Raw genomic sequence first — 24,927 nt, 5'->3', positions numbered from 1 at the left:
CGATGACCGCCGCGCCGCTCGACGCCGCTTCCCCTGCGCCTTCGCCAGCTCAATGGTTGAAGGCGGTCGGGCGCCCGTGGCGACGGTTGAGCCTGGTCGCCGGGCTGATCACGGTCGCCGACGTCCTGCCCGCCGTCGGCTTCGCCGCCGGCCTGACCCTGGCCCTGACCGGGCTGGAGCGGTCGCCGGGCGCGGCTGTCCCGGGCCTGTTGCTGGCTGTGACCAGCCTGATCCTGCGCGGCTTGACCGGTCAGGCGAGCGTCATCGTCGGGTCGCGGCTGGGCCGGGCGGTGAAGGCCAAAGTCCGTGGCGACCTGCTGACGGATATGTTCGGACGCGGCGGCCGCTCCGGCGACCGGATGACCGCCGTCGTCGAGGGGGTGGAGGCCTTGGACGGCTGGTTCGGCCGCTTCGCTCCCCTGCGCCTCGCCGCCGGTCTGTCGCCGCTTCTGCTGATCGCGGCGGCGGCGATCGCCAGCTCCATGGCGGCGGGCGTTCTCCTGTTCACCCTCATCCCCTTCATCCTCGGCATGGCGCTCGCCGGCACCGCGGCGGCGGGCGAGAGCCGTCGCCAGTTCCGGGCGCTTGAACGACTGTCCGGCCTCTTCCTCGACCGCATCCGCGCCCTGCCCGCGCTTCTGGCCTTCGAGGCTGTCGACCGGACCACGAGCGAGATTGTCATCGCTTCCGACGATCTGGAGCGCCGCACCGCCCGGCTCATGCGTATCGCCTTTCTGTCGTCCGGGGTGCTGGAGTTCTTCTCGGCCCTGTCAGTGGCCCTGATCGCCGTCTACTGCGGCTTCAACCTGCTGCGCCTCCTGCCCTTCCCGGTTCCGGAGACGCTGGATCTGGGCCGCGCCTTCTTCGTCCTCGCCCTGGCGCCGGAGGTCTACGCCCCCTTGCGCCGTCTGGCCGCCGCCTATCACGACCGCCAGGCCGCCGAGGCCGCCGCGCCGTCGCTGATCACACCCGAAGCCGCACAGCCCACCACGCTCAACATCGGCCATGCCGCCCCCGCCATCCGCTTCACCGATGTCGCCATCGCCTTCAACGACGGTCCGCCGATCATTCAAGGCTTCGACCTCGACATCCGCCCCGGTCAGATCGTCGCCCTGACCGGAGCCAGCGGGGCCGGCAAGTCCAGCCTGCTGCACCTCTTGCTCGGCCTCTCACCCCTGACCGAGGGGCACATCGAGATCGACGGCGTCCGCCTCGCCATCGACCAGGACCTCGCCGGTCGCGTCGCCTGGGCGGGCCAGCACCCCGTCGTCGTACCCGGCACGCTCGGCGACAACATCGCCCTCGCCGACCGGAGCGCCTGTCCCGGCCGACTGGTGCTCGCGGCCCGGGCCGCCGGCTTCGCCCCCGACTTGACCCGCCAAATCGACGAGCGTGGCGGCGGGCTGTCGGGCGGCGAGCGGCGCCGTCTCGGCCTCGCCCGCGCCTTCCTGAAGCGGGCCCCGATCCTGTTGCTGGACGAGCCCACCGCCAACCTCGATCTGTTGGCGGAGGCCGGGATGCTGGACGCCATCCGCCAGATCGCGCGCGACCGCACCACCCTGATCGCCACCCACTCGCCGGCTGTCGCCGCCCTCGCCGACCGGGTGGTGCGCCTGTGAGCGCGCCTCACCGGATCACGGCCCTGATCGCCGCCCAGACCCGGGCCCAACGCGACCGGCTGCGGCTGGCGGCGCTGGGCGGAGCGGTCGTCGCGGCCGCCGCCGTCTGCCTTCTGGGCCTGTCCGGATGGTTCATCACGGGCGCGGCCATCGCCGGTCTGGCCGGCGCCGCCGCGGCCCAGAGCTTCAACTATATGATGCCCAGCGCCATCATCCGACTGCTGGCTATCCTGCGCACCGGCGCCCGCTACGTCGAACGGGTTGCGGGCCATGAGGCGGCGCTCAAGGCCCTCGCCCGGCTGCGGCCCCAGTTGTTCGACGCCGTCGCCTTCGGCCCTCCCGCACAGACCCTCGCCCTGTCGTCCGGCGACCTTTCCGGCCGGCTGGTGCAGGACGTGGATGCGGTCCAGACGCTGTTCGTGCGACGCTCGGCTCCCTGGAGCCTCGGCGCGGGCGCCGTCTCCGCCGGGCTGCTGGCGACCCTGGCCTCGCCGAGGGCGGGCGCCGTCCTGCTGGCCGTCATGGCTGTGACCTGCCTCGGCAGCGTCCTGATCGCCCGTCGCCTCGCCACCCCGGCAGGTCGCGAGGTTCAGATCGCCGTCGGCGCCCTCAAGGACCGGCTGGCCGCGCTGGAGGCCGCCGCGCCCGAACTCAAGGCCTACGGTCTTGACGGCTGGGCCGTGCGCGAAGTTCAGGACGCCGCCGCCCGCCACGACCGCGCCCGCATGGCGCTGGCCCGGGCCGGTGGCTGGATCGGCGTGTGGCAGGCGGTCGCCACGGCCCTGGCCGTCGGCCTCGGCATCCCGGCCACGATCGGCGCCCCCCCGCCCCTGACGGCGCTCGCGGCGCTGGTGGCGGTTATGGGGATCGACTCCGCCGCCGGTCTGGCAACCGCTCTCCAGCAGAACGGCGCGGCCTCGGAGGCCCTGACCCGGCTGGACGCCGTCTTGACCGAGGCGCCCGCCCATGGAGCCGCGCCGCGCGATGCCGGCCTCGTCCTGTCGGTCATCGGCGACGGCGCGCTGTCCCGGTCCTCGCCCCCTTCCCGCATCGGCCTCTTCGGCCCGTCCGGCGCCGGCAAGACGACTCTGATCGAACGGCTGATCGGCCTGCGTGAGATCGCCCCCGGTGAGGCCCGACTGGGCGGCGTCGATGCCTCGCAAATCGCCGCCGCCGACCGCCGCGCCCTGTTCGCCGTCGCGGCCCAGGATGTGCGCCTGCTGGACGGCACGGTGCGCGAGAACCTGCGGCTCGCAGGTCCCGCTGACGACGCCGCACTCTGGGTCGCGCTTGAGGACGCCGGCCTCGCCGACCGCATCCGCTCGGCGCCTGAAGGCTTGGACGCCCGCGTCGGGCCGAATGGCGAGCGGCTGTCCGGCGGCGAGCGGCGGCGGCTGGGCCTGGCCCGTGCCCTCCTTCGCGAGGCCCCCTGGCTGGTGCTGGACGAGCCGACCGAGGGCCTGGACGCGGCCACCGAGGCGCTGGTCATGGCTCGCCTGCAGCGCCGTCTGGAACGAACCGGTCAAGGCCTGATCCTGATCAGCCACCGCGAGACGCCGCGCGCCCGGTGCGAGATCCTGTACCGGGTGGAGAACGGCGGCCGTCTGACGCCGATCCCCGCGCACGCCATCGCCGCCTGAGCGTCAGGCCTCGCCTTCGGACAGGGCCTTGAGCACCTCGGGCTGCTCGACCACCAGGTTCGTCATCGAGGTCAGGCGAACCACGCCCCGCGTCTTCAACCGCGTCAGGACCCGGCTGACCGTCTCTATGGTCAGGCCCAGATAGTCGGCGATCTCGGAGCGGGTCATCGGCAGATAGACCTCGCCGGCGGGCGCGGTCCGGGCCGGATCGTGCGACGGCAGCTCCAGCAAAAAGGTCGCGATCCGCTCCAGCGCCGTCTTGCGGCCCAGCAGCAGCATCTGATTCTGGGCCGCGGCCAGTTCGTGGTTGGCCCGCTCCAGTAAGCTGGCTTCCAGCGACGGCGTCTCGCGGATCAGGGTCCGGTACTCAGATTTGCGGAAGCGACAGGCCGTCGCCGGTTCGATGGCCTCGGCCGAAAAGACGAAGGTGTCCCCGGTCGCCAGCCCCAGGAAGTCGCCGGCGAACAGGAAGCCAGTGATCTGCCGGCGCCCGTCGGCCAGCAGCTTGTAGACCCGCACCGAACCGGAGGTGATGTTGAAGACCGTGTCGGCCGGATCGCCCTCGCGGATCAGGGCCTGACCCGGAGCCAGAACGATGTGTTCGGCGAGGGCGTCGAGCCGTCCCAGGTCGGCGTCATCGAGACTGCCGCAGACGCTGAAGGCGCGCGCGCCGCAGCGATCGCAGGCGTTGTCACGCCGACGTTCCGCGCAGCCGACTGGCAAGGTTTTCAGCTCAAGCATGGTCGTATCCCGCCTCCCAAGGCTACGCCTTGTGCCGCATTGCAACAAGTGAGGGTTTGACCTGGATCAAGGCGTTCGCGCAGCAGGTGTGGTCATAGTCGTGCATGGAAGCCGTGAGCGTTACCCCGCTGAGACCGGAGGAGCTGGACGAGGCCCTTGTGCTCGCGCGCCTCGGCTCGAGCGAGCTGGACGCTGAGCGCTGGCGGCTGGAGGTGCTGGACAGCGTGGCCGATATCTCCCACGGCGGAGTCCTGATTGGTCGCCGCCCGGCCGGTCGCGCCTGCGGGCTGCTGATCTATCGCATCGCGCCCGGGGGCGAGTCGCCCCCTAGTCTGGAGGTCGACCGCCTGATCGCCTTTGACCTGATGCGCCCGCGCGAGATCGCGGACGCCTTGATCGCTGAGGCCATACGTGTGGCAAGGCTGCAGGACTGCGACAGCCTGCGTCTGATCCGGCCTCTCGACGTTCCCGAGGCGGCGACTGCCCTGGTCCTTGCCTCCGGCGTTGGCGATCTGCACAGCGTATTCTGAAAAGCGCCGGGTGATGCCCTCAAACGGACACTCCGAACAGCCGCTTGGAGTCGAGAACTACCTTTGCCGAGAAACGGCCGCGAAGCGCCAATAGCTGACATTGGCTCGCGTCTGTAAAGTGGACACCACGCGTGGACCGCTTCCGACCCTTTGCCGACGTTGCGACACCCTGTCATCATCGCCGGATGGCCGCGACCTCAAATCCCATCAATCTGACCAGGATTGTGCTTGGAGCGCTTGCCGTTGTTGTGGGAAGCTTCGCGCCTCCTGCATTCGCCTGTCGCGTCCCCTATCGCTTTAATCCCGCGAGTGAGGTCCATGAGGTCGTGGTCGTTGCCGTCGCATTGCGCCGCGACGATTGGGGGCGCTTAAGCTACGAGACAGGCACACCGATCGATCGAGAGACAGGCGAGCCACCGAGCTATCCTCATAACAGGCAATGGGCGGCGGAACTTAGAACGCTGCGCGTTCTCAAGGGTGAGGCGGTTCCCATCATTCAGGTGGCGCCGGACGATGACCTCACGACCAGTGACGGTGAGCTGATCATCGTCAGTGGTTGCGGGGATGGGATTGAGACTCCTCAACCCGGAAAGACCTACGCTGTCTATCTGGACCGTGGTCGCGATGGCGTCCTTAGAACCACACGCTTGGTCGATGTCGCATTCGCCCAGACATTCGATCCGCTATTTTTGATCCCTCAACAGTAGCGTCCGCTAACCACCCCTAGCCGACGTTCGGGACGTCCGATCGCGGACGGGGCAGACAAAGTCTGCTTCAGGGCCTGACGGTAGCGTCGCAAATCGACAGGCTGCGGACTTTCGTCGAGGCTGAAGACTGATTGAGGTTAATTCTATCCGTGGGACGCGTCCTAATCGCGACGGACTAGTTGCTTGACCCGAACGGTGTCTTGAACAGCGCCACCGAGAGGATAGCCAACATCACGCCGGCTGAGATAATCGCGAAGTCCACTTTATTCGACCAATCAGCCCAGCCGAACCAGTCATGGCCTACGCCCTGAAGTGACGGGACGGACATGATCAGCATGGCGGTAAGCCAAACGACAAGGCCTCGCTGACGCTTCGTTTTATGGGCAGGCGTTTCCATTCGATCAGCGTAACCTGAGGTTCGCGTGGTGCGCAATCATCTATCGATGACGCCAGCACAAAGCCCCACCGAGATGACCAGTAGGGCTTCAAGTTTTCAGTTTCAGTCCAAGCTTAGACCTGAACCTCTAGCACCTTCAAACCGGCGGGCTGAATCAGGTTTCCGTGCGAGCAAAGCGGAACCAAATCTGATCGGACAAACCGTATCTTTGCTTGGTGCGACGGGCCTGCTTTCCGGCCGCAGCACAAAGCCCGTTTCCGACTCATTGCGGACATTCTTCGTGATACCCCAAATGGCTGAATGACTTCTGGACCGACTTTACTGCAACTGCGTCCTGCGAATCCGTGGGCTCAAGCCGTGCTGTTTGGCGGGATACTGTTCGCTGTCTCGTTGGTGGTCAGAGTGACGGCCGACATAGTTACGGCCAGCGTATCGGCAGGCCCAGGCGCTCCTGACGCTGTGATCGCCGCTCCCGATGAGGTTTCCCGGCTTTTGAACGCCACTTTATGGGGCGTCATACTCCCCGCTCTTGTCGAGACGCCCTTTGTTGTCTGGGCTGTACGACGCACCCGCGCCGACGCCCCGAGCACTGGCCTCACGGCTGTGATCATATTCGTTTTCGGGATCGCTTGGCTCCTCCACGGCGCTAGTGCGGGGTCCTTAGGCCAAGCCATGGCGTTCGCTCTGATAGCGTACGCCTCTTGGGGGTGGGCACGCAGGCTGGGACGCTTCCATGCCTATGCGCTGCCAACGCTGTCTCATGCGGTCTGGAACGGCATCGGCGTTGTCGTTCTTATGATCAACGATCTTTCTTAGACTAATTCCCGCCAGCGATGTCGCCTTCCCACCCTTGGCCGACGTTGACAGGGTCCGGTCTGCCCACGAATGGCGAAGGTAAGTTCTCAGGCGTGTCGGCTGCGTCCGCACCTGCCCCGTTGCGGACCTTCGTCGACCATGGCACGCAGGATATTTCGGAGCGCGGCGTGGGTTTGCGAATCTCGGTCGGTACGGTCTCTATCGCCTTGGCGCAAATACCCCAATCGGCCTCGACTCCAGCAGCATCGGCGCCAACGCGCCCGCCTCCGGCCAAACCTAGCGGCTGCTAAGGACGAAGGTATTGCCGTCCGGATCCCTGAATTTGGCGAATGTTCCCCACGGCTGCTTTTCCGGCGGACCTTCAAACACCACGCCGTTTTCAGAGAGCTTGCGGTAGGCATGATCAACGTCAGCGCAGGCCAGTGAACCGTTGAAGAAGCTGCCGATACGGTTCTCGTGCCCCTCGGGCGTGAACAGCACCAGACCCGTCTCCGCCCCGGGAATGCTGAGCTCGATCCAGCGTTGATCTCCCATTGGCTGGTCGGTTGCGACACGCAACCCGACCTTTTCGGTCCAGAACTCCAGCGCCCGGTCCTGATCGCGCGTGGGAATGCCGACGAACTTCAGTTTGCTGATCACGCTCATGGACTAGGTCTCCTTGGCCGCCGCACCCATTCGGTAGCCATGGGGCGGCCATCCGGGAAGCCGCGCAAACAGTGCTATAGCAGGAAGTATGCAAACCTATTTTTTCGACCGCTATGTCGTGGACACGCTGATGGCAGATCTCGTGGGACACGACCGCAAGCCGTCCGCCTTCCTGGTCTATGTGGTCATCAGCGCAGCCCACAGCGACGGCCGAGCCAGCTTCTCCCATGCTGAACTGGCCGAACGCACCGGGCAATCTCGCCGGACGGTGCAATATGCGGTGGAGAGCCTGAAGCGACGCGGATTGGTGGCGGTGAGCCGGTCAGGCTCGACCGAGCCGGCCACCTATATTCCCCTGACGCCATGGAAGCGCGCCTAGCGGCAGCGCTGCACGTTATTCGTGGTCACCGGCGAAAACGGTCGCAACCCGCCGCCCAACAGCTTGACGTTACCTGCGTACCAATGTACCATACTCCGTATGAAACCGGTTGAACGTTCACAGACAGGGGTGCGCATCGAGAAGCGCACGCTGAAAGTCCTTAAGTCGTTGGCGGAGTATCTCGACCTGTCCTTGGGCGACCTGCTCGAAGGGATCGTTCTGCACGCCTTCGAAGGAATGCCCCCGTTCTCGGATGAAACGCTGAAGCAGATCGGCCGCTTGAAGGAGGTCTATGGCCTCGACCTGACCGCCGCCGACGCACACCGATTGCGGGAGGCCTCCGATGACGCCTGACCGGTCGCTGACGGAGAGGTTCCTGGAAGGCACGCTCTACCCGACGAATTTCCATCATGCAGATCACCTGCAAGTAGGGTTTGAACTTCTGCGCGCCCACGACTTCTCGACGGCCGCCCATCTGTTCAGCGGCGGCTTGAAGGCTCTCGCAATCCGCTCCGGACGTCCAGATGGCTATCACCAGACTATAACCCTGGCGTTCCTCGCCCTGATCGCCGAGCGCGCCGCGGGCGCTACCCATGCTGACTTCGATGCTTTCGCCCGCGCCAACCCTGACTTGCTGGACAAGACTGCGCTCAAGCGTTGGTATTCCCCAGAACGCTTGAATTCGGATATCGCACGGCGCGTTTTCCTGCTGCCGGAAGCGCTCGACGATCCCCACCCGTCTCGGCCACAGTGAACGTCCGCTAGGGGCCTGACGTCAGAGGTCGATCTGCTCAGAAATCTCGAGCGCATCATCCACTTCGATGCCCAAGTACCGCACGGTGCTTTCGAGTTTGCCGTGCCCGAGCAGCAACTGACATGCGCGCAAGTTCCCGGTCTTTTTGTAGATCAGGGCGACCTTGGTACGGCGCAGGCTGTGAGTTCCGTATCCCGCAGGGTCCAACGATATTGCCTGAACCCATTGGTCAACGAGACGCGCGTATTGCCGTGTCCCGATGTGGCTCCCGTCCCGGCTCCGGCTCGGGAACAGCCAATCATTGGAGCGAGCTCCGCGCTGTTCAATCCAAGCCCGAAGCGCCTCGCGCGCCGGCTCTGTAATCTCGAAGGGCACTGGTCTGCCCGTCTTCTGTTGGACAACGACGGACCGCTGGCGGATTTCACCGCCGTGGATGACGTCGGACAGACGCAGCTTCACGAGATCGCAGCCGCGGAGCTTGGCATCCAGCGCGATGTTGAACTTTTGAGCGCGGCTTCCGAGTTTGGCACCGCAATCGTCACCTGCCGCTCCCAATTCTTCAAGAACGATCTCGCGATACCCACTCGAACCGGGGTTGCTGTCGTCCGGCCTCGTCGGGCCGGGCTTTCAGGCGAATAAACATTCCGGAGGATCGTTGGGATCATCTGTCGGCGCGCTCTCTCCTCAATCGCGACAGTGAGGGCAACGTGAAGTTCTCCCACCGTTCGATCATGGAGTTCTACTTCGTCCTCGCGGCGATCGACGGTGATGTGAAGTGTTTCAAGACCTTCTGGTCCGACTTTATGCGGGAGCTCTTCGTCAGCTGGGGAAACAGCGAGGTCGGACATGAAGGCGTAGAGCGCGCTAAACAGATCCTCGCGACAGACCTAAGCGAGGTCGGCCTTTCTCCGCTCAGTGAGCCCTTGGAAGGGCAGCGCGATTGGTCCGCTCGCGCCTTCTTACAAAGGCCTGCGCGCCGCCGGCGGAGGATCAGCGACGCCTGGCGAGCTGACAGCATCAAGCTGATGAAGAACGCCAGCCTGAACCACCGGGTCGTAGAAGATGCCGAGTTCGGCCTAGTGTGGGACGTGCCACACCTCGGTGACTATGACACCGACGAGATCCAGATAATTCAGTCGACCTACGTCCAGATGGTAAAGTCCGGCATGAGCCGGCGCCTCGCCTCTAAGGCTCAGTTCCTCGCGCTACTGGAGGCCGAGGCGAATCTCGACACTGAACTTTTGATGCGCGAGACGCTGTATTGGCTCGGCGACCAGATCGGGGGGCGCAACCCGGTCGTTGTTTCGATCTCGAACGAGGCGCTCCGGAGGAACGACATCAAGCTGATAGGCGCGTTGGGCGCTCGTGATCGGTATGGCCTTTCCGTCTGGGCCTACCAAGTTCCGACTCAACCGGACGGGTTTGCCAAGAAGGTGCCCATTGTTACCGCGATCCCGATGCTAGTGTCCGAGATCGATCATGAAACCCGTCGGGCGATGCATCAAATGACGACGGCGGAATTGAAAGCTTACCTTGATCTGCTGAACGTCGGCTCCGTTGAGGCCCCTCGCCATGCTGAATCGTTGCGACCGAAACCTACCGCAGCGCGAGGCGTGCCCACGTAGGGTGGCCTTCCTGTTTCCGGAAATCTTCCACGCCTTCTTCCGCGTGAGCTGAACGCTGGCGGACGGCTGCAGCCGCCTATGATTGGCCGTAGTGGCCTTTAGCAGAGCGGCGATCGACCGCCCCCGCACGCCGCCGTCGATGCGGCCGTCCACTTTGCGCGAAGCGCCTCGGGCTCCAGCGCAAAGTCGTCCTTGTAGCGGCAGAGGATGTCCTCGATCTCGTGGGTGGAGAAGGCACGAAAACTGTCCGGGACCTGGTGGTACATGATGCCCCATGCGTCGCCGTTCGGGAGACGGCCGCCCAACAACCGGCGCGCCCCGACGCGCGCGCCCGCATGCAGATAGATCACGTGCTCCGAGACATGGCCCAGTCGTTGGCAGATGCGATCGGCGGCGTCATAGACCGCCAGCTCGCCGGCCCCGCGGATCCGCGCGAACGCCTTGTGCACAAGGTCGAACACCTCATGAAACCGGGTGGTCTTCTCAAGGTCTGCGGAGATGGCGAGGAGCGCCTCGGCGCACTGATCGATCACCTCGCGGGTGAGGCGCCGTTGGTGAGGGTGGCGCTTGCCGTTCGCCATGCGCGCCCGCCCCGCCCTGTCGAGCACCTCGGCAAACGGCTCACCGTCCGCCGCCCACCACAGCGCGTCTCGCTCACGATCGGCGGCGCCTGCGCGGAAGTCATCTGCGATCAATTCGGCGGTGCCGTACCAGACCGTAGGACGCATGGGACCCTCTCGAAATCTCTCGACGGTTATCCTCCCCCAAATCGGTAGTTCACACAATGTTCTCGCAAAGTGTTGATTGGCGCCTCGCCTCTGAAACCTCTCATTGGATCGGCCGACGGCGTTAGGCGCGCTCCTCGACCTGTGTCAGTGAAGGGGTTGCTGTCGGTGCGTGCCCAGCGCACAACGCCTGCGAGAGGGGCGCTCCATGGCGGGAAGAGAACAGGTTTCGGTGGCGGTGCGGGACGACTTCGTCGCCCGGCAGACGCGCGCCAAGCCTGTGCCGGCCTTGGCGGAGCTGATCTGGAACGCGCTGGACGCGGACGCGACCCGGGTCAAGGTCGAGCTGATGTACGGAGATCTGGCAGGCGGTCTGTCGCGGATCCTGGTCAATGACAACGGAACCGGGATTCGTCGGGACGAAGCCGCGACCCTTTTCGGCAATCTCGGCGGTTCTTGGAAACGCCTCACGCGCGAGACGGCCGAAGGACACCGGCGTATCCATGGCCAAGAAGGTCGAGGGCGCTACAAGGCGTTCGCACTCGGAAAGGCGGTCACCTGGACCGTTGTGCACGGCGAGCCGGGCTCGGCGCGAAGGTTCGATGTCCGGCTCCGTCAGGCGGATCTGACCAATGTCCTGATCAGCGAAGATGTGGAGACCGAGGAGCCGCGGGGCGTCTCCGTCGAGATCGACGATCTGAACCACGACTTCCGCGTCTTCGAGACGGATGAGGGTCGCCAAGACCTAGCGGAGATTTTCGCCCTCTATCTGATCAACTACGCCAATGTGACGGTGGAGATCGCTGGGCGGGCGCTCGACCCGGCCTCGGCGGTGGCGAGCCAGCACACGGTCCAACTGTCCGGGATCGCCGACGAGGCAGGCGTTTCACACCCGGCGGAGCTCCAGATCATCGAATGGCGGGCCGAGACCCGCAAGACCCTCTACCTGTGCTCCCGGGACGGCTTCCCGCTCGATCAGGTCGAGACCCGTTTCCAGATCCCGGGCTTCTCCTTCTCCGCCTATCTGAAGTCCTCCTACATCGAGGCGCTGCAGGCAGACGGTCGGCTCGGACTGGCGGAACTGGATGCCCGTCTGACGCCCGTCGTCGATCAGGCCCGTCACGCCATTAAGGACTATTTCCGTGAGAGGGCCGCAGCCCAGGCGCGCTCCATCGTCGACGAATGGAAGGAAGCGCGGGTCTACCCCTTCGAGGGCGAGCCCGCCTCGTCGGTCGAACGCGCCGAGCGTCAGGTCTTCGACATCGTCGCCTCCCAGGTCCAGCAGCTCGCGCCCGATCTCGGCGGCGCGTCTCACAAGGGACAGGCGCTGCATCTGCGCATGCTCAAGAACGCGCTCGAGCGCGGCCCGGAGGAGCTGCAGACGATCCTGCGCGAGGTCCTCGGCCTTCCGGTCAAGAAGCAGAAGGAACTGGCGGCCCTCCTGCAGGAGACCACGCTGTCTGCGATCATCACCGCGGCGCGGGTGGTGGGCGACCGGCTGAAGTTCCTAGATGCGCTGGAGGCAATCGTCTTCGATCCGGAGAAGAAGGCGCGTCTCAAGGAGCGCACCCAGCTCCACAAGATCCTGGCAGAGAACACCTGGATCTTCGGCGAGGAGTTCAATCTCTGGGTCAGCGACAAGGGACTGCGCAAGGTGCTCGAGAAGCATCGCGACAAGCTCGACCCGGCAATCGACATCGAGGGATCGGTCGCCGTCTACGGCCAAAAGACCGCGATCGTCGATCTGATGTTCTCCCGAAGCACCCGGCGGCACAGAACCAACGACGTTGAGAACCTCATCGTCGAGCTCAAGGCCCCTAGGGTCGTCATCGGCTCCGACGAGATAGTCCAGACCAAGAAGTATCAGCAGGCGGTCGTGGGCGATGAGCGTTTCTCGACGGTGCCGGGCGTCCGCTGGCACTTCGTCGTCGTTTCGAACGCCTACGATTCCTACGCCCAAGGCGAAATCGACAGCGGGCCGGATCCAGATCGCCGCCTGATCGCCCGGACCGCCACTACCACGGTCGCGATCAAGACTTGGGGCGAGATCATCGAGGAAAACCGAGCGCGACTCCAATTCTTCCAAGAGCACCTGCAACACAGCGCGGACGACAGCCAAGCCCTCAAGTACCTTCAGGAACGGCATGCCGCCCTGCTTGAGGGCGTGCTTGAACCGCAATCCGCCCCCGAAGCCGAGGCTTCCGGCGATGACGCGACGCCATAACTCTGGGCGCGGAAGCATGCTGTGGGCACAGTCTGCGGTCCATGACGGGCGGCAGAGCGATCCATTTCTTCGAACAAGCGTCGCCTTAGTTCGATCTAGTGCCCGGCGGTGGACGCCTGTTCAACTTCACGGCGCTTGTCCTAGCACGCCTCACTGCGCAAAGCGGACGCTCGCAAGTTCTGCTTAGAGCCCAAGTCAGACACTCAAGATCACGCGGAAGCGGATCAAGCGCCTCATCATGGAGTGACGCAGCCGGGCGGCCGTCACGACTGGGTTCGATCCACGACGTCCAGACTGGTGACCGTTCTCCTAGGTCGAGCTTGATCCCGTCCAAAGGCACCGAAAGGTGACGCGCTGCCGCGTGTCGCCCACCCTCCCCGCCGTCGCGCAAACGGTTCAGGAAGCGTCAGGATACGCCGCCGGCTCAGTCACCGCATTCTCCCGCGCACACCACTTGATAATCGCCCTGGCGATCCCCGGGCGCGACCGCCCATCCCTTGGCCAGTGTGAGACGCCATCCCTCGCCCGACGATCCTGTCGCGTCGGCGGGAGCAATGACCGTCGCTCGCCTTCCCTCGGTCCAGACCAGGGCCCCGCCGTGCTCGACCTCCAGAGACCCCCAGTCGTCGGTCAACCGCATCGTCGGATAGACGACGCCATAGCCGGCCAGAGGCACAAGGGTTTGCGGATTGAACTGATAGTTGCTGTGCCGAAGCGGGAGCACCAACACTGGCCCGTCCACCAGAGCGTCCTTCATCGCAGAAAGTCGCGCACGCCGCTCCTCATCGCGGCGGACCTCGGCGAGACGCAGGGCGCCGTCGTCATAGAGCCGGGCGCGATCCTCCAGACGTCTGGCCACGCCTGTCGGTTGGGGCAAGGCCGCCCTGACCAGGGCGTCGAAGCTCTGCTCCCCGATCTTGCTCTTCCAGTCGGGATCCAGCTCGTCCAGGAGCAGCCCGTAAGCCGGACCCGTCGCATAGGCGAACGAACGCACGAAGCTCGGCGCAGTCACAAAGGCCGACAGATCATGCACGGCGAAGGCGCGGCGCGCCTCGGCCGAGGACAGGCCCAGCCGCACCCCGGTGTATTCGGGCACGCCTTCGTTGATCTCGAGCGCATGCTCCTCAGCCGCGGCCAACGGGAACAGGTCGTATCGCGCCTGACGAAACGCCAAGGCGTCCTCAAGGGCCGAGCGTCGGACGAGAGCCGTCCGGGCCTCCAGGGCGGCGGTCAGCGCGCGCCACTCAAGTTGCAGCCAGTAGCGGCCTTCGAGTTCATCCAGATGCGCATTGCCGACTTCGTTGCGCGTCAAACCCAGCGCCGGCTGGATGCGGTGAAACAGCTCGTGAGCGACGAGCACTGCTCTCGCCGCCGGATCGTCGGAGACCGGCGCAACGATCTGGGTCCACCTTTCGCCGTCCCAGTCCGTCGGGGTGTTGGCGACGATCACCGCCTCCGGCAGCACGCCGTGGAAGATGGGACCCTCTTGTCGCAGCGTCCCGGACGGCGCCTGCCGGTTGGCGATGAAGCGCCTGTCGGTGTAATCGACGACGATCATCGGGCCGCAGATCGAACGCCCCCAGAGCGCGCCGTCGTCGCGCCGACAGATGTGGTCGGCCTCGGAAAACAGCTGCAAGGCCTCCGCCCGGTCAGGCTCTGCCCGCGCACCGGCCGGGACTCCCAGAGACAGCGCCGCCGCAGCCAAGACCGCCCCTCGAAATCCCTGCATAACACCACCCTACGACAGTTATCGTAGCAACTTACGATGGCCATCGTAGGTGTCAAGATGTAGGATCGTTCCGACTTTGCTGTTTCCGGCGACGGACCCGTGATCATGACCACCCCTGCTCCCACCGCCGCCGAACTGGCGCTCCTTCGGGTGCTGTGGGCGCGCGGGCCTGCGACCGTGCGGGCGATCTACGAACACGCATACGGGGGCACGGAGACGGGCTATACGACGGCGCTAAAGCTGTTGCAGAACATGCTCGCCAAGGGGTTGGTGACGCGGATGTCCGAGGGCCAACGCCACATCTACGCCGCGGCCGTTGCCGAACGACCGACCCTGAACGGGCTGGTGCGCGGATGGATCGACGTCGCCTTTCGGGGGTCCTCGACGGCGCTGGCCATGCAGGCGCTCGACGCACGCCCTGTCCCGCCCGAAGAGCTCGCCGAGCTCAAGGCGTTGATCGAACGACTGGAGCGCGACAGCCCCGCATGACCGGCCATACCTTCGCCTATGCTTTGCAACTGTTGGCCTGGGCTGTCGCCGGAGCCGCGGCCCAGGGGGTGGTGCTGGGCGCCCTCTGGCGCCGGAGGCCGCAGGCGTCGGCGCAGAATCCGGGCACCGATCATCGCCAGGCCTGTCGGCGCCTCGTGATCCTCGGCCTCGCCCCGGCCGCAACCGTGGCTGTCGCCCAAATAATGATGCTCTCTGTGGGGACGCAGACGCGGGGCGCAAGTTCGCCGGATCTTCCTGAACTGCTGCTCACCCACGGCGGGCTGCCGAGCCTGACGGCGGTGATCGCCGCCGTCTGGAGCGCCGGGGTCGCGTTCATGCTCGGCCGGCTGGCGTTCGAGGCCCTCGGTCTCGTCTCGACGCCGAAGTCGCCGGCTCCGACGTCTGTGCGCCACGCGGTCGCCCGGCTCGCGCCGGACCTGGCCATCGTGATCAGGGCGGCGCCGATTGCATCGCCTCAGGTGGCGGGCGTCTTCCAACCCGTGATGCTGGTCCCGCTCCGGTGGGGCGAAGACCTGGCAGCCCCCGAGCGCGATGCGATCCTGCTTCACGAGATTGCGCACATCCGCCGTGGGGACTTCGCCGCCAACCTCCTGCAGCGCGTGCTGATGGCGGTCCTGTGGTTCCAGCCTGTCGCCTGGTTCGCCTATCGGCGGATCGGTTACAGCCGTGAAGCCTGTTGCGATGCGATGGCCGTCCGCGCCGGCGCCGATCCCGCCGCGCTCGCCCGCGCGCTTGTCGGGCTTGCCGCTCAGGCCGGTTTCACTCGCGCTTCCAGCGCCATGGCCCTGGACGGGCCAGGCTTGTCGCAGAGCGATGTTGCGCGACGGGTCCGCCGGCTTGTCGCGGCGCGTGAGACGCGCCCGGAGCGGATCGTGGCGACCCGCCCGCCGTGTGTCGTGGCCAGGACCCTCCGCTACGGAGCCGTCGCCCTGGCGCTCATCCTTCCCAGCTATGCGGTTTCGCGCGACGCCATCGTCAACGGCCTGTTCGTCGCGAGCGCCTTCGGCCCGACGGTCTCGATCGAGGCGCGAGATGCGGCCGGAGATTTCACGGTGCGGATCCGCCGCGGTCGTGTCCTCTCCGCCTCGATCGAGGGCCGCCGCCTGACCGCCGGACAGGTGCGTCAGACGGGACGGAATGTGGAGCTTCTATCCTCAGAGAGCGAACCGCTCCGGCTCACAGTGTCTCCTCACGCCACGATCACGTGGAGCGGCCGCCGGGCCGGGCCTGCGCCTCCGCAGCGCATCTAGGGAATGGCCCGCCAGCCGTCGGCGAGGGCGCCTTTCATCTGTATCCGCCTGCCGGGGCAGACGTTCTCAAGAACCGCTTCGCTCCGGCAGCTGACGCTTGTCCGGGCGTGGAAGCGCACATGACGCACCCGCGTCGTCCGATCCGGGACGGTCGTCAACGACGTCTGCCAGGCCCCGGGGCACTGCGATCAAGCGTTTGCGGCCGCGGCTTGAAAATCCCCGGCCAAGCCTCCTCCCGGCGCGTCAGCTTGACCGCCCATCGGTCAGACCTGTCCCATCCCGCCGTCGACGTGCAGCTCCGACCCGGCGATGAAGCTCGCCTCGTCGCTCAGCAGGAAGACCGTCGCCGCGGCGACCTCTTCGGGGCGCGCCATGCGCCCGAGCGGGATCGGCGCAATCAACGCGGCCCGGACGTCTGCAGGCACGGCCGCCATCATTGCGGTGTCGGTCGGCCCGGGCGCCACGACATTGACCCGGATCCCGCGCGGAGCCAGCTCCACCGTCCAGCTGCGCGCGTAGGATCGCAACGCGGCCTTGGTGGCGGCGTAGGTCCCGTAGCCGGCGACGCCCAATGAACCGGCGACGGATCCGATCAGCACGATCGAACCGCCCTGCCCCATCGCGCCCAGGGCGCTCTGCAGGCCGAGGACAGTCGCGCGCACATTGACCGAGAAGAGCCGGTCGAAATGGTCCGCCGTCACCTCGCCGACCGACCCGGGCTCGGAGATTCCGGCATTGAGGACGAGGGCGTCGATCCGGCCCTTGGCCTGAACCACTGTTTCGACAACCTGATCGAGGTCTTCCTGCCTGGCCGCGTCCGCGACCAGACCCCGTGCGCCGCGGCCCACCAGGGCTGCGGCGGCTTCGACTTCGGATTTGTCGCGCCCGGTCAGAAACACCGTCGCGCCTTCGTTCGCGAGCGCTTGAGCCGTGGCCAGTCCGATGCCTTTCGCGCCTCCGACCACCAACGCGATCTTGCCTGTCATGCGAACCATCGTGATGTCCTTCATCCTGTGATGGCAGGCCAGATATACCTCGTGTATCAAGTAGCAAGAACGCACCTGGGATAGCCTAGATATGCCCCACGATACCGAGCTCGACTGTCTGTCCGAGGCCGCCTTCGCCAACATGGAGGTGGTCCGCCCCGTGCTTGACCGGATCGCCGACAAATGGACGATCCTGATCCTGACGGTTCTCTGTCCGCGGCCAGCCCGCTTCAACGCGATCAAGCGGCGCCTTGACGGCATCACCCATAAGGCCCTTGCGGACGCTCTGAAGCGCCTCGAGCGCAACGGTCTGGTGACACGCACGGTCCTGCTGACCGCCCCCATCGGGGTGGAATACACCATTACCCCCCTGGGCCATTCCCTGCGCCAGCCCTTCGAAGCCCTCTGCGCCTGGGCGCTGGAGAATGCCGAAACCGTGGAAGGCGCCAGCGCCGAGTATGATCGGCAGCGAGCGGCCTGATCGCCGCGCATCGCGACGCCGCGAGACTCTCGCCGGCAGCGGGACCAGGACGGCAAGACGGGCGCCGCCCGCCCTGCCCCGGACAACGGCGGAGCGGGCTAGAGGCCGCCCCGCTCCAGACAATGCGCTCAGCCCGCCGGAGGCGAAACAGCCGGCGCGCCGGTCCGTCCCGCCCCCTCGCGGCATAACCAGCCCCTGTCTGGCTACGGCCGGCGCCGGCGCATGCGCCGGGCGTCCCGGCGTGTACGGCAGGCAAGCTGTCAGCCGCCGACCGGATCCCCGCTGTTAGTGTCCGGTCGACCTCGGCGCGTTGACGGAATCTCGACACGACATCCGGACAATTCGTCGCCCGGATGGCGGGCGTCCCGTCCGGCAAGAGCCACGACCTCGGTCACACCCAGACACGACGACAGGAGGCGCCGGCGGCCGCCGGCGCCTCCGAGGTCTCAGACCTGCGCCAGACCGCCGTCCACGAAGACCTCTCCGCCGGTCATAAAGCTGGAATCCGAAGACGCCAGGAAGGCCGCGACCGCGCCGGTCTCCGCGGGATCGCCCATGCGGCCCAGAACCGTGGAGGCGCTGATCGCGGCGAGCCCCTCTTCGCCCAGGACGTCGCGGGCCAGTTCGGTCGTCGTCGGTCCGGGCGAGAGAACATTGACCCGGATGCCGGTGCCCTTGAGGTCGAGAGCCCAGGTCCGGGCGAGATTGCGGATGGCCGCCTTGGTCGCGCTGTAGATGCTGAAGGCCGGCGTACCCATGACCCCCGTGCTTGAGCCGGTCAGGATGATGGAGCCGCCGTCGGACATCAGCGGCAGTGCCTTCTGCACCGTGAAGACCGTGCCTTTCACATTGACGTCGAAGATCTGGTCGTAGTGCTCCGGCGTGATCTCGCCCAGTTTGGCGAAATCGCCCGTGCCGGCGTTGGCGAACAGGATGTCGAGCCCGCCGCGTTCGGCCTTCACCGTCTCGTACAGGCGGTCCAGATCGGTCGCTTCGGTAATCGATCCCACCACCGCGCGCGCGTTGCCGCCCAGTTCGTCCGCGGCAGCCTGGAGCTGCGTCTCCCGTCGTCCGAAGAGGTAGACGAACGCGCCTTCCTCGACGAACCGTCTCGCGGCCCCTAGGCCGATGCCGGTGCCGCCTCCGGTGATGACGGCGGTCTTGCCCTGAAGTCTGATCATGCTCGTGCTCCTTGCTTGAGTTGCAGGAAGCTGGCGAGACGCCTACCTTTCGACAAGTATGCACCTTTTGGTAAGTGCCTAAATTCGTGAAACCTGAGATGCCCTCGAACTCTGACGACCTTCCCACCGGCCCCGCCTGCACTCCGACCCTGCCCGGGTTCACCTGCGGTCTGGACGCGACGCTGCGGGTCATCTCCGGCAAGTGGAAACCATTGATCCTCTACTTCCTCGCCCAGGACGGGCCGAGGCGGTACGGCGAGCTGAGACGCGCCATTCGCGACGTCAGCGACAAGGTCCTGATCCAGCAGCTCAAGGAGCTGGAGAGCGATGGCCTTGTGAAACGGACGGACTACAAGGAGATCCCGCCGCGAGTGGACTACAGCTTGACGCCGCTGGGCCTGAGCCTGTCGTTGGCGCTCGTGCCGCTTTGCACCTGGGGGACGGAGAATATGGACACGGTCCAGCAGGTCTTCGCGCAACGGGCCGAGTGGGCACGCTGACCGACCCGCAGGCCCTCGACTAGGCGGCGTAGGCGGCCAGCTCTTCCGGGGCGCCGGTGGGGAAGGCTCGCTTCAGATGATCCAGGAAGGCGGTCACTCTGGCGCTGAGAAGCCGGCGCGAGGGATACAGGGCCCATAGGGCGATCTCCGGCGCATCGGCATCCCCCCAGGACACCAGCCGTCCGGACGACAGGTCCTTACTGACCAGGGAAATGGGCAGGCGCGCAACGCCCGCGCCGCCCAGGGCCGCATCCCGGACCATGATCATCGACGACAGGCTCAGCGTCGGCGTGATCGGAACGACGGATCGCTCGCCCGAAAGGGTGAGCATCGTCCAGGATGGTGACGGCTCCAAGGGGCCCCGAACGACGGCCTGCGCGGGCCGGTCTTTCTCCGGGCGCGCAAGTCCCGGCGCCGCGACCACGACCAGGCGGTCACGCAGGATGACCCGGCCGACCAGCGCCGCGTCCGGATCCGGATTGACGCGGATGACGAGGTCGTAGCCTTCCTCGACCATGTCCACGGGCCGGTCCTCGGTCGTGACCTCCAGCCGGACCTCCGGGTAGCGCGCCGCGAAATCGGCGGCGAGCCGGCCCATGGCGATCTGGGAGAAGAGCAGAGGCGCGCTGATCCGCATCCGGCCGCGGGGCGCCTCCCCGCCCGAGGCCACGGCGGCGGTCGTCTCCTCCAGCTCGGTAAGCAGGGCGGAGGTCCGCATGAACAAAAGCTCCCCATCCTGGGTGAGCTTGAGCGAGCGCCCGCCCCGCTCGAACAACCTCAGGCCCAGGCTCGCCTCCAGGTCCGAGACCCGGCGAGACAGGGTCGCCTTGGGGCGGGACGCGGCGCGCGCCGCCCGGCCGAAGCCGCCGCTGCGGGCGACGAGGGTGAAGTCCGCCAGAGCCAGCAAATCCATCTGTTCCACCTGCGAGACGGCACGTTCCAAATCGTCGCCTATCGGATCGGATTTGGATCACTGATCTTGCGGCCTGTCCACCACCCCAAACCGGAGATACCTCATGACCATCCTCGTCACCGGCGCCACCGGCCGTGTCGGCCGCCACGTCGTCCAGAACCTGATCGATCGCGGCGCCGCCGTACGCGTGTTCGTGCGCGACGCCGCCCGGGCCGACTTTCCGGCCCAGATCGAGGTCGCCCAAGGCGATCTGCTCGATCTCGACGCCCTGCGCGCCGCCATGAGCGGTGTGCGCACCCTCTTCCTGCTGAACGCCGTCGCCGCCGACGAATTCACCCAGGCCATCATCGCCCTCAACATCGCCCGCGAAGCCGGCGTCGAGCGGGTCGTCTATCTATCGGTGTTCGGAGCCGATCGCTCCGTCAATGTTCCGCATTTCGCGGTCAAGGCGGGCGGCGAGCGCATGCTGGAGCAGATGGGCTTCAGCGCCACCGTTCTTCGACCCGCCTATTTCATCGACAACGAGGTCATGATCCAGGATGTGATCCTGAACCACGGCGTCTACCCGATGCCGATTGGCGCCAAGGGCGTCGCCATGATCGACGCCCGCGACATCGCTGAGGTCGCCGCGATCGAGCTCATCCGCCGCGACGCGAGCGACGTCCTGCTGCCCCTCACCACCTTGAACCTCGTCGGTCCCGACACTCTTACGGGCTTGGGGCTTGCCAAAATCTGGTCCGAGGTTCTCGACCGTCCCGTCGTCTACGGCGGCGATGATCCCACCGCCTTCGAACAGAACCTGGCGAACCTGATGCCGGACTGGATGGCCTATGAGATGCGGCTCATGGCCGAACGCTATGTCGGCGACGGCATGATCCCCGAGCCGGGCGGCGTGGAACGGCTGACGGCCCTGCTCGGCCGGCCGCTTCACACCTATCGCGACTTCGCCGCCCGCCTCGCCGCCTCCACCGTCTCCCTCACCGCATCCAGCCCCACCGCCCGCTGACCCCTTTCGACCGGAGAAGCGACCATGATCTATTCAACCGCCACCGTGCCGGTGAATCCCGCCGACGAAACGCCCCTCACCCGCGCCCAGGTCTGGGCCGGGCTAGAGCTGAAGGCGCGTGACGCCCGCCTCTTTCTCCCGGAGGGTCTGTGCACCCGCTGCGAGGTGACCGAGGAGAGCGCGACCCATCTCGTGCGCGAGGCCACTATCGGCGGCGCTGACCTTCGCGAGATCATCACCCTGGAGCCCGCACACAAGGTCACCTTCTTCCAAGCCACGGGGCCGCGCGAAGGCGCCATCGTCAACGAGATTTTCGAGGACGAGGCCGGCGCGCTCCAGCTGCGCTTCTACGGCTATCTCGGTTTGCGTGACGGCGCGCCGGGCGGCCCCGAGGAACAGGCGGAGCAGGCCAGGTTCGACAGCGAGCAAGGCTACAAGGCGGCCTTGCTGTCGACCCTGACACGGACGCGCGATCTCCTCGCGGCAGGCCGGCTCTGACACGTCGCGCCGCCCCTAGGCTATCGACGCGGGCGGCTCTACGCGCTGCCCGCGTCGCACCGCCCGGCTCAGCCCGCCCTTGCCTCATGGCAGAACTCGCGCAGTTCGCCTGCTCAGGGCTGGGGCCTCGGGGCGTGCTCCGCACGCCGCTGAAATGGGTCAGGGCGCCTGGTCCAATCCAGAGTGCGACAGTCCCCTTGGCGTCGCCGCCGTGGTTGAGGTCGCCGACGGTCAGCGTCGGCTGCTTCGCGCCATCGACATAGCCGGGCTGCCGCGCTCGCCACCTCGATCGGGCATGCGTCCACCGCCCGGATTCGAGATCGACATACGCGGCGGGCCCGAGGGGCTTATCTCCAATCGGCCCTCGGCTTTTCAGGGGTAGCGGCCCGTCCTGAGCCAGTGGAGGTTCGGGGCGGGCCGCCGGTCATCGGAGCTTGGCTTAACCGACGACCCCAACAGAATGCTGCGATGCGGCAAAAGGCTGCAACGGACGGACGCGGGCAGGGTTCGGCGCGACACGTCGCGCCCGACCGCCCCCTCATGTCGGTTGCGCGGGCGGAGGGAAGCGTCCAGCGCCGGGGCCAGGCGCCGGGGCGATCGCCCCCTATTGCGAGGTCCGCGCCGCCTCGACGGCCGCTCGAACGGCGTCGAGTTTGGCCTGTTGTTCGGCCAGGGTCGGAACCCCCATGGCCGTGCGCAGACTGTCGGGAACGAGGTCGCGATTGTAGGGATCGGCGATCGGCGCCTCTCCAGACCGGGCGATGGTCTGTGTGCCGTAGATCTGGGGCTCGCCCTTCATCTGGAGGTAGCGGTCCAGACTGGCGGCCGCAATCCAGGCGGCGCCGTCGGCTCCCAGGGAGGCCGCGACCACGGCCAGACTGTGCGCCAGCAGGTAGTCATCCGGTTGGACGCCGTGCTGGAAGACGAAGGCGGCCTTACGGAAGTCCTCGGCGCTCCGGAGCTCACCCTGGTCAAGCAGCGTGCGGACCTCGGCGCGTCGCGCCGCATCCTCGGCATGCATGCGCTCGACAAACGCGCGATCCGGCCGCCGGGCGGCCGAAATCCCCTCGCGGATCGCCTGGTCCTCCTGGAAAATCTGCGCCATGCGGGGGTTATCCGATAGCGCGACCGCTTCCTGCGCCACGGCCGAGGTGGATAGCGCCGCGGCGAAGACAAGGATCGCGGCAAGCGGCAGGCGGGTCATGCTGGTCTTCTCCGGGGACCGTCCCCATCTGCCGATCACGACCCGACGGCTCAAATGAATTCGGGGACAGGTTCGCGGCCACAAGCGGCAACCAGGGTGGAAGGCTCCCCTCCCCCGCGCACGCTGGAGACGGCGCCGCGGCAGTAACGCGTGGCCTGGTCGGTAATCCGGATTTCACATCCCCGGCCGAGCATCTCTCCAGAAGCGGCGGGCGGTCGTCCTAGTTCACCGCTTCGGTTGAAGCGGCGGTCGCCGCCATATCCATCCGGGCCTCGGCGAACATCCGGTCCAGCATGGCCTCAATCCGGTGCTGAGGGATCTGGGGGTAGATCGCTGGCGCGGCCTGCCGGACAGCGCTGTAGAACATGTCGAGCATCTCCTCATCCGACAGCGCGTCGAGCCCCTTGGCGTCCGCCTTGAGACGACTGGCCATAACCTCGCCCGCTGCGCGCATCAGCATGCCGAGCGGCCCCTGAAGCTCATCCCAATGCTCTTCGGGGGTCTCAGCGGTGGGCGCATGTTTCGACATCTCAATACGCTGACAGGAAGATTACTCCACGACCATGCAAAATCGGCGGGAACCTTTGTTCCGCCTCAGCTTTTCTGGACCGAAGCCGAACGCTTCGAGTTGCGTGCCCATCTGCGTAAGCCCGCCGCCTTTTCTGCCCCCCTGCTGGCGGCGGGCTTATCATCAAATGGTTTATTCGCTCGAGACGACGCCTTGCCGGACTACTCTATCCATCTGCACGACCCGGATTGGGTCCCGCCCAGATCAACACATATTAGCGCGAGAGATGACGAAGCCGCGAAGGCCTGGGCGTTACAGTGGCTCAAGGCCGCCCCGGAGTATGGCGCCGTCACCGTTGTCGAAGGCCTCAGGCTGATCGGCAAATATCTTCGCTCCCAAATTCCCTAAACCCGACCAGCGGCGCGTGCCGCTGGTTGGCGAGGCGGGGCCAGACCAGAGGCGGACGGCTGAAAATCCGGCTGTGCCCGCCATTGCGCCAATACTCGCGCCGAAGAATGTCGAAAGCGCCGCGCTGGCGAGCTTCACGCCTCGATTTGGGGAGCCGTCGAAGGGCGCGCACCTCCGTTGGCCTGCCCCGCCCGAGGCCACGGCCACTGCCCTGTTAAACCCACCTCACTGTGGCGCGCACCCAAAGGGCCCGCCGCAAGGCGGCAGGCCCTCTCAAACGCCGCCTCCAGGGCGCCGCTGACGTCAGACGACAGCCTCTCAGTGCGGGGCGTCGGCGTCAGCCTCATCGAGTTCATCGACCATATGCTGGTGCATCTGGACCACCGGGAGAGTCTTGGCGGCCCATCCCTTCAGATCGGCCTGATCGCTGACTCGCCCATAATCGGTAAGCAGCATGGCGGTCTCGTTGTGGGCGGCCTCCTGCTGTTGCAGATAGACCCGGTCGAAATCCTGGTCCGTAGCGCCCCGGAGATTGTCGATGAGGCCCCGGTGGCGCTCATCCAGCGTGGCGGGGACGGCAAGGTTGAGACGGCCTGCGATCGCCTTGAGCTCGTCGCCGGCCTTGCTGTGATCGGCCACCATCTTCGACCCCAGCGCCTTGATCCGGGGGTTGGTCGAGCGGGCCGCCGCGATCTTGCCCGCCTCGACCTCGTACTGGCCGCCGATGGCCGCGTTCGAAACGAAGCTTTCGTTCGTGGCCGCCCCCGCCGGTGCGGCGACGGTTCCGACCACGCCCGCCGCATGGTCCTGAACCGCGTTCACGGCCTGGTTCTGTTGATCGGGCGCGCCGCCCGTCTCCTTCTGACAGGCCGACGCCGCCAGGGTCAGGGCGATCGCCGCCGTCGTCATCATCAAGGTTCTCATAGTCCGTTCCTCCAGCGCCCATTTTAC

General features: G+C 66.4%; 27 protein-coding genes and 1 pseudogene. 16 read left to right on the top strand and 12 right to left on the bottom strand.

Annotation, left to right across the window (positions count from 1 at the left end):
* Positions 1-2: 2 nt before the first annotated feature.
* The gene (gene cydD / locus AC1ROD_RS07490; RefSeq protein WP_492947614.1) at positions 3-1,619 is read left to right on the top strand and encodes a thiol reductant ABC exporter subunit CydD; all 1,617 of its coding nucleotides are present in this window, start codon (positions 3-5) and stop codon (positions 1,617-1,619) included.
* Positions 1,616-3,259 (top strand): amino acid ABC transporter ATP-binding/permease protein, encoded by a 1,644-nt coding sequence (locus AC1ROD_RS07485; protein ID WP_492947613.1) that lies wholly within the window; start codon positions 1,616-1,618, stop codon positions 3,257-3,259. The genes cydD and AC1ROD_RS07485 overlap by 4 nt, the downstream gene beginning before the upstream one ends.
* A 3-nt stretch (positions 3,260-3,262) precedes the next feature.
* Here AC1ROD_RS07485 and AC1ROD_RS07480 read toward each other — a convergent pair whose 3' ends face one another.
* The gene (locus AC1ROD_RS07480) at positions 3,263-4,000 is read right to left on the bottom strand and encodes a helix-turn-helix domain-containing protein (protein ID WP_492947612.1); all 738 of its coding nucleotides are present in this window, start codon (positions 3,998-4,000) and stop codon (positions 3,263-3,265) included.
* 113 nt (positions 4,001-4,113) lie between these two features.
* Between AC1ROD_RS07480 and AC1ROD_RS07475 the strand changes: the two genes are divergently transcribed.
* Together AC1ROD_RS07475 and AC1ROD_RS07470 are read left to right on the top strand one after the other, a co-directional pair.
* Positions 4,114-4,530 carry a hypothetical protein gene (locus AC1ROD_RS07475; protein WP_492947611.1) on the top strand — a complete coding sequence of 139 codons (417 nt, stop codon included), beginning with the start codon at positions 4,114-4,116 and terminating at the stop codon, positions 4,528-4,530.
* 131 nt (positions 4,531-4,661) lie between these two features.
* Positions 4,662-5,237 (top strand): hypothetical protein, encoded by a 576-nt coding sequence (locus AC1ROD_RS07470; RefSeq protein WP_492947610.1) that lies wholly within the window; start codon positions 4,662-4,664, stop codon positions 5,235-5,237.
* Positions 5,238-5,412: 175 nt separating this feature from the next.
* Here the strand turns inward: AC1ROD_RS07470 and AC1ROD_RS07465 are convergent, their stop codons facing one another.
* Positions 5,413-5,574 (bottom strand): hypothetical protein, encoded by a 162-nt coding sequence (locus tag AC1ROD_RS07465; protein WP_492947609.1) that lies wholly within the window; start codon positions 5,572-5,574, stop codon positions 5,413-5,415.
* A gap of 1,152 nt (positions 5,575-6,726) precedes the next feature.
* A complete protein-coding gene (locus AC1ROD_RS07460; RefSeq protein ID WP_492947608.1) occupies positions 6,727-7,095 on the bottom strand; it encodes a VOC family protein in 369 nt (122 codons plus the stop codon).
* Between the two features lie 88 nt (positions 7,096-7,183).
* Between AC1ROD_RS07460 and AC1ROD_RS07455 the strand changes: the two genes are divergently transcribed.
* The 3 genes from AC1ROD_RS07455 to AC1ROD_RS07445 all read left to right on the top strand — a co-directional run bounded on the left by AC1ROD_RS07455 (position 7,184) and on the right by AC1ROD_RS07445 (position 8,228).
* Complete coding sequence (locus AC1ROD_RS07455) at positions 7,184-7,474, top strand: helix-turn-helix domain-containing protein (RefSeq protein ID WP_492947607.1); 291 nt, start codon at positions 7,184-7,186, stop codon at positions 7,472-7,474.
* 129 nt (positions 7,475-7,603) lie between these two features.
* On the top strand, positions 7,604-7,828 hold the full coding sequence (locus tag AC1ROD_RS07450) for a hypothetical protein (RefSeq protein ID WP_492947606.1): 225 nt from the start codon (positions 7,604-7,606) through the stop codon (positions 7,826-7,828).
* A complete protein-coding gene (locus AC1ROD_RS07445) occupies positions 7,818-8,228 on the top strand; it encodes a hypothetical protein (RefSeq protein ID WP_492947605.1) in 411 nt (136 codons plus the stop codon). The genes AC1ROD_RS07450 and AC1ROD_RS07445 overlap by 11 nt, the downstream gene beginning before the upstream one ends.
* Positions 8,229-8,249: 21 nt before the next feature.
* Here the strand turns inward: AC1ROD_RS07445 and AC1ROD_RS07440 are convergent.
* Positions 8,250-8,729, bottom strand: a pseudogene (locus AC1ROD_RS07440) (tyrosine-type recombinase/integrase); the annotation flags it as partial.
* Between the two features lie 206 nt (positions 8,730-8,935).
* Here AC1ROD_RS07440 and AC1ROD_RS07435 point away from each other — a divergent pair.
* Positions 8,936-9,853 carry a hypothetical protein gene (locus tag AC1ROD_RS07435; protein WP_492947604.1) on the top strand — a complete coding sequence of 306 codons (918 nt, stop codon included), beginning with the start codon at positions 8,936-8,938 and terminating at the stop codon, positions 9,851-9,853.
* Between the two features lie 98 nt (positions 9,854-9,951).
* On the opposite strand, the gene AC1ROD_RS07430 is transcribed toward AC1ROD_RS07435, so the two are convergent.
* The gene (locus AC1ROD_RS07430) at positions 9,952-10,581 is read right to left on the bottom strand and encodes a hypothetical protein (RefSeq protein WP_492947603.1); all 630 of its coding nucleotides are present in this window, start codon (positions 10,579-10,581) and stop codon (positions 9,952-9,954) included.
* Positions 10,582-10,786: 205 nt separating this feature from the next.
* Between AC1ROD_RS07430 and AC1ROD_RS07425 the strand changes: the two genes are divergently transcribed.
* Positions 10,787-12,802 (top strand): ATP-binding protein, encoded by a 2,016-nt coding sequence (locus AC1ROD_RS07425; RefSeq protein WP_492947602.1) that lies wholly within the window; start codon positions 10,787-10,789, stop codon positions 12,800-12,802.
* Between the two features lie 424 nt (positions 12,803-13,226).
* Here the strand turns inward: AC1ROD_RS07425 and AC1ROD_RS07420 are convergent, their stop codons facing one another.
* Positions 13,227-14,507 carry a hypothetical protein gene (locus AC1ROD_RS07420; RefSeq protein WP_492947601.1) on the bottom strand — a complete coding sequence of 427 codons (1,281 nt, stop codon included), beginning with the start codon at positions 14,505-14,507 and terminating at the stop codon, positions 13,227-13,229.
* Positions 14,508-14,636: 129 nt separating this feature from the next.
* Between AC1ROD_RS07420 and AC1ROD_RS07415 the strand changes: the two genes are divergently transcribed.
* Both AC1ROD_RS07415 and AC1ROD_RS07410 read left to right on the top strand, forming a co-directional pair.
* Positions 14,637-15,020 carry a BlaI/MecI/CopY family transcriptional regulator gene (locus AC1ROD_RS07415; protein ID WP_492947600.1) on the top strand — a complete coding sequence of 128 codons (384 nt, stop codon included), beginning with the start codon at positions 14,637-14,639 and terminating at the stop codon, positions 15,018-15,020.
* Positions 15,017-16,291, top strand: coding sequence for a M56 family metallopeptidase (locus AC1ROD_RS07410; RefSeq protein ID WP_492947599.1), 1,275 nt, complete (start codon positions 15,017-15,019; stop codon positions 16,289-16,291). The genes AC1ROD_RS07415 and AC1ROD_RS07410 overlap by 4 nt, the downstream gene beginning before the upstream one ends.
* A 263-nt stretch (positions 16,292-16,554) precedes the next feature.
* Here the strand turns inward: AC1ROD_RS07410 and AC1ROD_RS07405 are convergent, their stop codons facing one another.
* Positions 16,555-17,301 carry an SDR family NAD(P)-dependent oxidoreductase gene (locus AC1ROD_RS07405; protein ID WP_492947598.1) on the bottom strand — a complete coding sequence of 249 codons (747 nt, stop codon included), beginning with the start codon at positions 17,299-17,301 and terminating at the stop codon, positions 16,555-16,557.
* 67 nt (positions 17,302-17,368) lie between these two features.
* Between AC1ROD_RS07405 and AC1ROD_RS07400 the strand changes: the two genes are divergently transcribed.
* On the top strand, positions 17,369-17,758 hold the full coding sequence (locus AC1ROD_RS07400) for a winged helix-turn-helix transcriptional regulator (protein ID WP_492947597.1): 390 nt from the start codon (positions 17,369-17,371) through the stop codon (positions 17,756-17,758).
* Positions 17,759-18,204: 446 nt separating this feature from the next.
* On the opposite strand, the gene AC1ROD_RS07395 is transcribed toward AC1ROD_RS07400, so the two are convergent.
* A complete protein-coding gene (locus AC1ROD_RS07395) occupies positions 18,205-18,939 on the bottom strand; it encodes an SDR family NAD(P)-dependent oxidoreductase (protein WP_492947596.1) in 735 nt (244 codons plus the stop codon).
* 98 nt (positions 18,940-19,037) lie between these two features.
* Between AC1ROD_RS07395 and AC1ROD_RS07390 the strand changes: the two genes are divergently transcribed.
* A complete protein-coding gene (locus AC1ROD_RS07390; RefSeq protein ID WP_492947595.1) occupies positions 19,038-19,439 on the top strand; it encodes a winged helix-turn-helix transcriptional regulator in 402 nt (133 codons plus the stop codon).
* Between the two features lie 19 nt (positions 19,440-19,458).
* Here the strand turns inward: AC1ROD_RS07390 and AC1ROD_RS07385 are convergent, their stop codons facing one another.
* Positions 19,459-20,382, bottom strand: coding sequence for a LysR family transcriptional regulator (locus tag AC1ROD_RS07385; RefSeq protein ID WP_492947594.1), 924 nt, complete (start codon positions 20,380-20,382; stop codon positions 19,459-19,461).
* Positions 20,383-20,455: 73 nt separating this feature from the next.
* Between AC1ROD_RS07385 and AC1ROD_RS07380 the strand changes: the two genes are divergently transcribed.
* Both AC1ROD_RS07380 and AC1ROD_RS07375 read left to right on the top strand, forming a co-directional pair.
* Positions 20,456-21,358, top strand: coding sequence for an SDR family oxidoreductase (locus AC1ROD_RS07380; RefSeq protein WP_492947593.1), 903 nt, complete (start codon positions 20,456-20,458; stop codon positions 21,356-21,358).
* Positions 21,359-21,382: 24 nt separating this feature from the next.
* Complete coding sequence (locus tag AC1ROD_RS07375; RefSeq protein WP_492947592.1) at positions 21,383-21,856, top strand: SRPBCC family protein; 474 nt, start codon at positions 21,383-21,385, stop codon at positions 21,854-21,856.
* A 604-nt stretch (positions 21,857-22,460) separates the two neighbouring features.
* On the opposite strand, the gene AC1ROD_RS07370 is transcribed toward AC1ROD_RS07375, so the two are convergent.
* Positions 22,461-23,060: a hypothetical protein gene (locus tag AC1ROD_RS07370; protein WP_492947591.1), complete on the bottom strand. Its 600-nt coding sequence runs from the start codon at positions 23,058-23,060 to the stop codon at positions 22,461-22,463.
* Between the two features lie 220 nt (positions 23,061-23,280).
* Entirely contained in the window at positions 23,281-23,520 is a 240-nt protein-coding gene (locus tag AC1ROD_RS07365; protein WP_492947590.1) for a hypothetical protein, read from the bottom strand.
* 57 nt (positions 23,521-23,577) lie between these two features.
* Between AC1ROD_RS07365 and AC1ROD_RS07360 the strand changes: the two genes are divergently transcribed.
* Positions 23,578-23,976 (top strand): hypothetical protein, encoded by a 399-nt coding sequence (locus tag AC1ROD_RS07360; RefSeq protein ID WP_492947589.1) that lies wholly within the window; start codon positions 23,578-23,580, stop codon positions 23,974-23,976.
* 318 nt (positions 23,977-24,294) lie between these two features.
* Here AC1ROD_RS07360 and AC1ROD_RS07355 read toward each other — a convergent pair whose 3' ends face one another.
* Positions 24,295-24,900, bottom strand: coding sequence for a DUF4142 domain-containing protein (locus AC1ROD_RS07355; RefSeq protein WP_492947588.1), 606 nt, complete (start codon positions 24,898-24,900; stop codon positions 24,295-24,297).
* Positions 24,901-24,927: the final 27 nt, after the last annotated feature.

The organism is Brevundimonas sp. GW821-FHT12E07, assembly GCF_058807035.1.
Note: the sequence above shows the minus strand (reverse complement) of the source record. Positions and strands in the feature narration are given on the sequence as shown.

What these genes read in the sequence shown, in the direction of transcription:
- cydD (WP_492947614.1), top strand. Translation starts at nt 3, where the DNA reads ATGACCGCCGCGCCGCTCGACGCCGCTTCCCCTGCGCCTTCGCCAGCT.
- AC1ROD_RS07480 (WP_492947612.1), bottom strand. Translation starts at nt 4,000, where the DNA reads ATGCTTGAGCTGAAAACCTTGCCAGTCGGCTGCGCGGAACGTCGGCGT.
- AC1ROD_RS07465 (WP_492947609.1), bottom strand. Translation starts at nt 5,574, where the DNA reads ATGCTGATCATGTCCGTCCCGTCACTTCAGGGCGTAGGCCATGACTGG.
- AC1ROD_RS07460 (WP_492947608.1), bottom strand. Translation starts at nt 7,095, where the DNA reads ATGAGCGTGATCAGCAAACTGAAGTTCGTCGGCATTCCCACGCGCGAT.
- AC1ROD_RS07455 (WP_492947607.1), top strand. Translation starts at nt 7,184, where the DNA reads ATGCAAACCTATTTTTTCGACCGCTATGTCGTGGACACGCTGATGGCA.
- AC1ROD_RS07445 (WP_492947605.1), top strand. Translation starts at nt 7,818, where the DNA reads ATGACGCCTGACCGGTCGCTGACGGAGAGGTTCCTGGAAGGCACGCTC.
- AC1ROD_RS07430 (WP_492947603.1), bottom strand. Translation starts at nt 10,581, where the DNA reads ATGCGTCCTACGGTCTGGTACGGCACCGCCGAATTGATCGCAGATGAC.
- AC1ROD_RS07425 (WP_492947602.1), top strand. Translation starts at nt 10,787, where the DNA reads ATGGCGGGAAGAGAACAGGTTTCGGTGGCGGTGCGGGACGACTTCGTC.
- AC1ROD_RS07415 (WP_492947600.1), top strand. Translation starts at nt 14,637, where the DNA reads ATGACCACCCCTGCTCCCACCGCCGCCGAACTGGCGCTCCTTCGGGTG.
- AC1ROD_RS07410 (WP_492947599.1), top strand. Translation starts at nt 15,017, where the DNA reads ATGACCGGCCATACCTTCGCCTATGCTTTGCAACTGTTGGCCTGGGCT.
- AC1ROD_RS07405 (WP_492947598.1), bottom strand. Translation starts at nt 17,301, where the DNA reads ATGAAGGACATCACGATGGTTCGCATGACAGGCAAGATCGCGTTGGTG.
- AC1ROD_RS07400 (WP_492947597.1), top strand. Translation starts at nt 17,369, where the DNA reads ATGCCCCACGATACCGAGCTCGACTGTCTGTCCGAGGCCGCCTTCGCC.
- AC1ROD_RS07395 (WP_492947596.1), bottom strand. Translation starts at nt 18,939, where the DNA reads ATGATCAGACTTCAGGGCAAGACCGCCGTCATCACCGGAGGCGGCACC.
- AC1ROD_RS07390 (WP_492947595.1), top strand. Translation starts at nt 19,038, where the DNA reads ATGCCCTCGAACTCTGACGACCTTCCCACCGGCCCCGCCTGCACTCCG.
- AC1ROD_RS07380 (WP_492947593.1), top strand. Translation starts at nt 20,456, where the DNA reads ATGACCATCCTCGTCACCGGCGCCACCGGCCGTGTCGGCCGCCACGTC.
- AC1ROD_RS07375 (WP_492947592.1), top strand. Translation starts at nt 21,383, where the DNA reads ATGATCTATTCAACCGCCACCGTGCCGGTGAATCCCGCCGACGAAACG.
- AC1ROD_RS07370 (WP_492947591.1), bottom strand. Translation starts at nt 23,060, where the DNA reads ATGACCCGCCTGCCGCTTGCCGCGATCCTTGTCTTCGCCGCGGCGCTA.
- AC1ROD_RS07365 (WP_492947590.1), bottom strand. Translation starts at nt 23,520, where the DNA reads ATGCTGATGCGCGCAGCGGGCGAGGTTATGGCCAGTCGTCTCAAGGCG.
- AC1ROD_RS07360 (WP_492947589.1), top strand. Translation starts at nt 23,578, where the DNA reads ATGTTTCGACATCTCAATACGCTGACAGGAAGATTACTCCACGACCAT.
- AC1ROD_RS07355 (WP_492947588.1), bottom strand. Translation starts at nt 24,900, where the DNA reads ATGAGAACCTTGATGATGACGACGGCGGCGATCGCCCTGACCCTGGCG.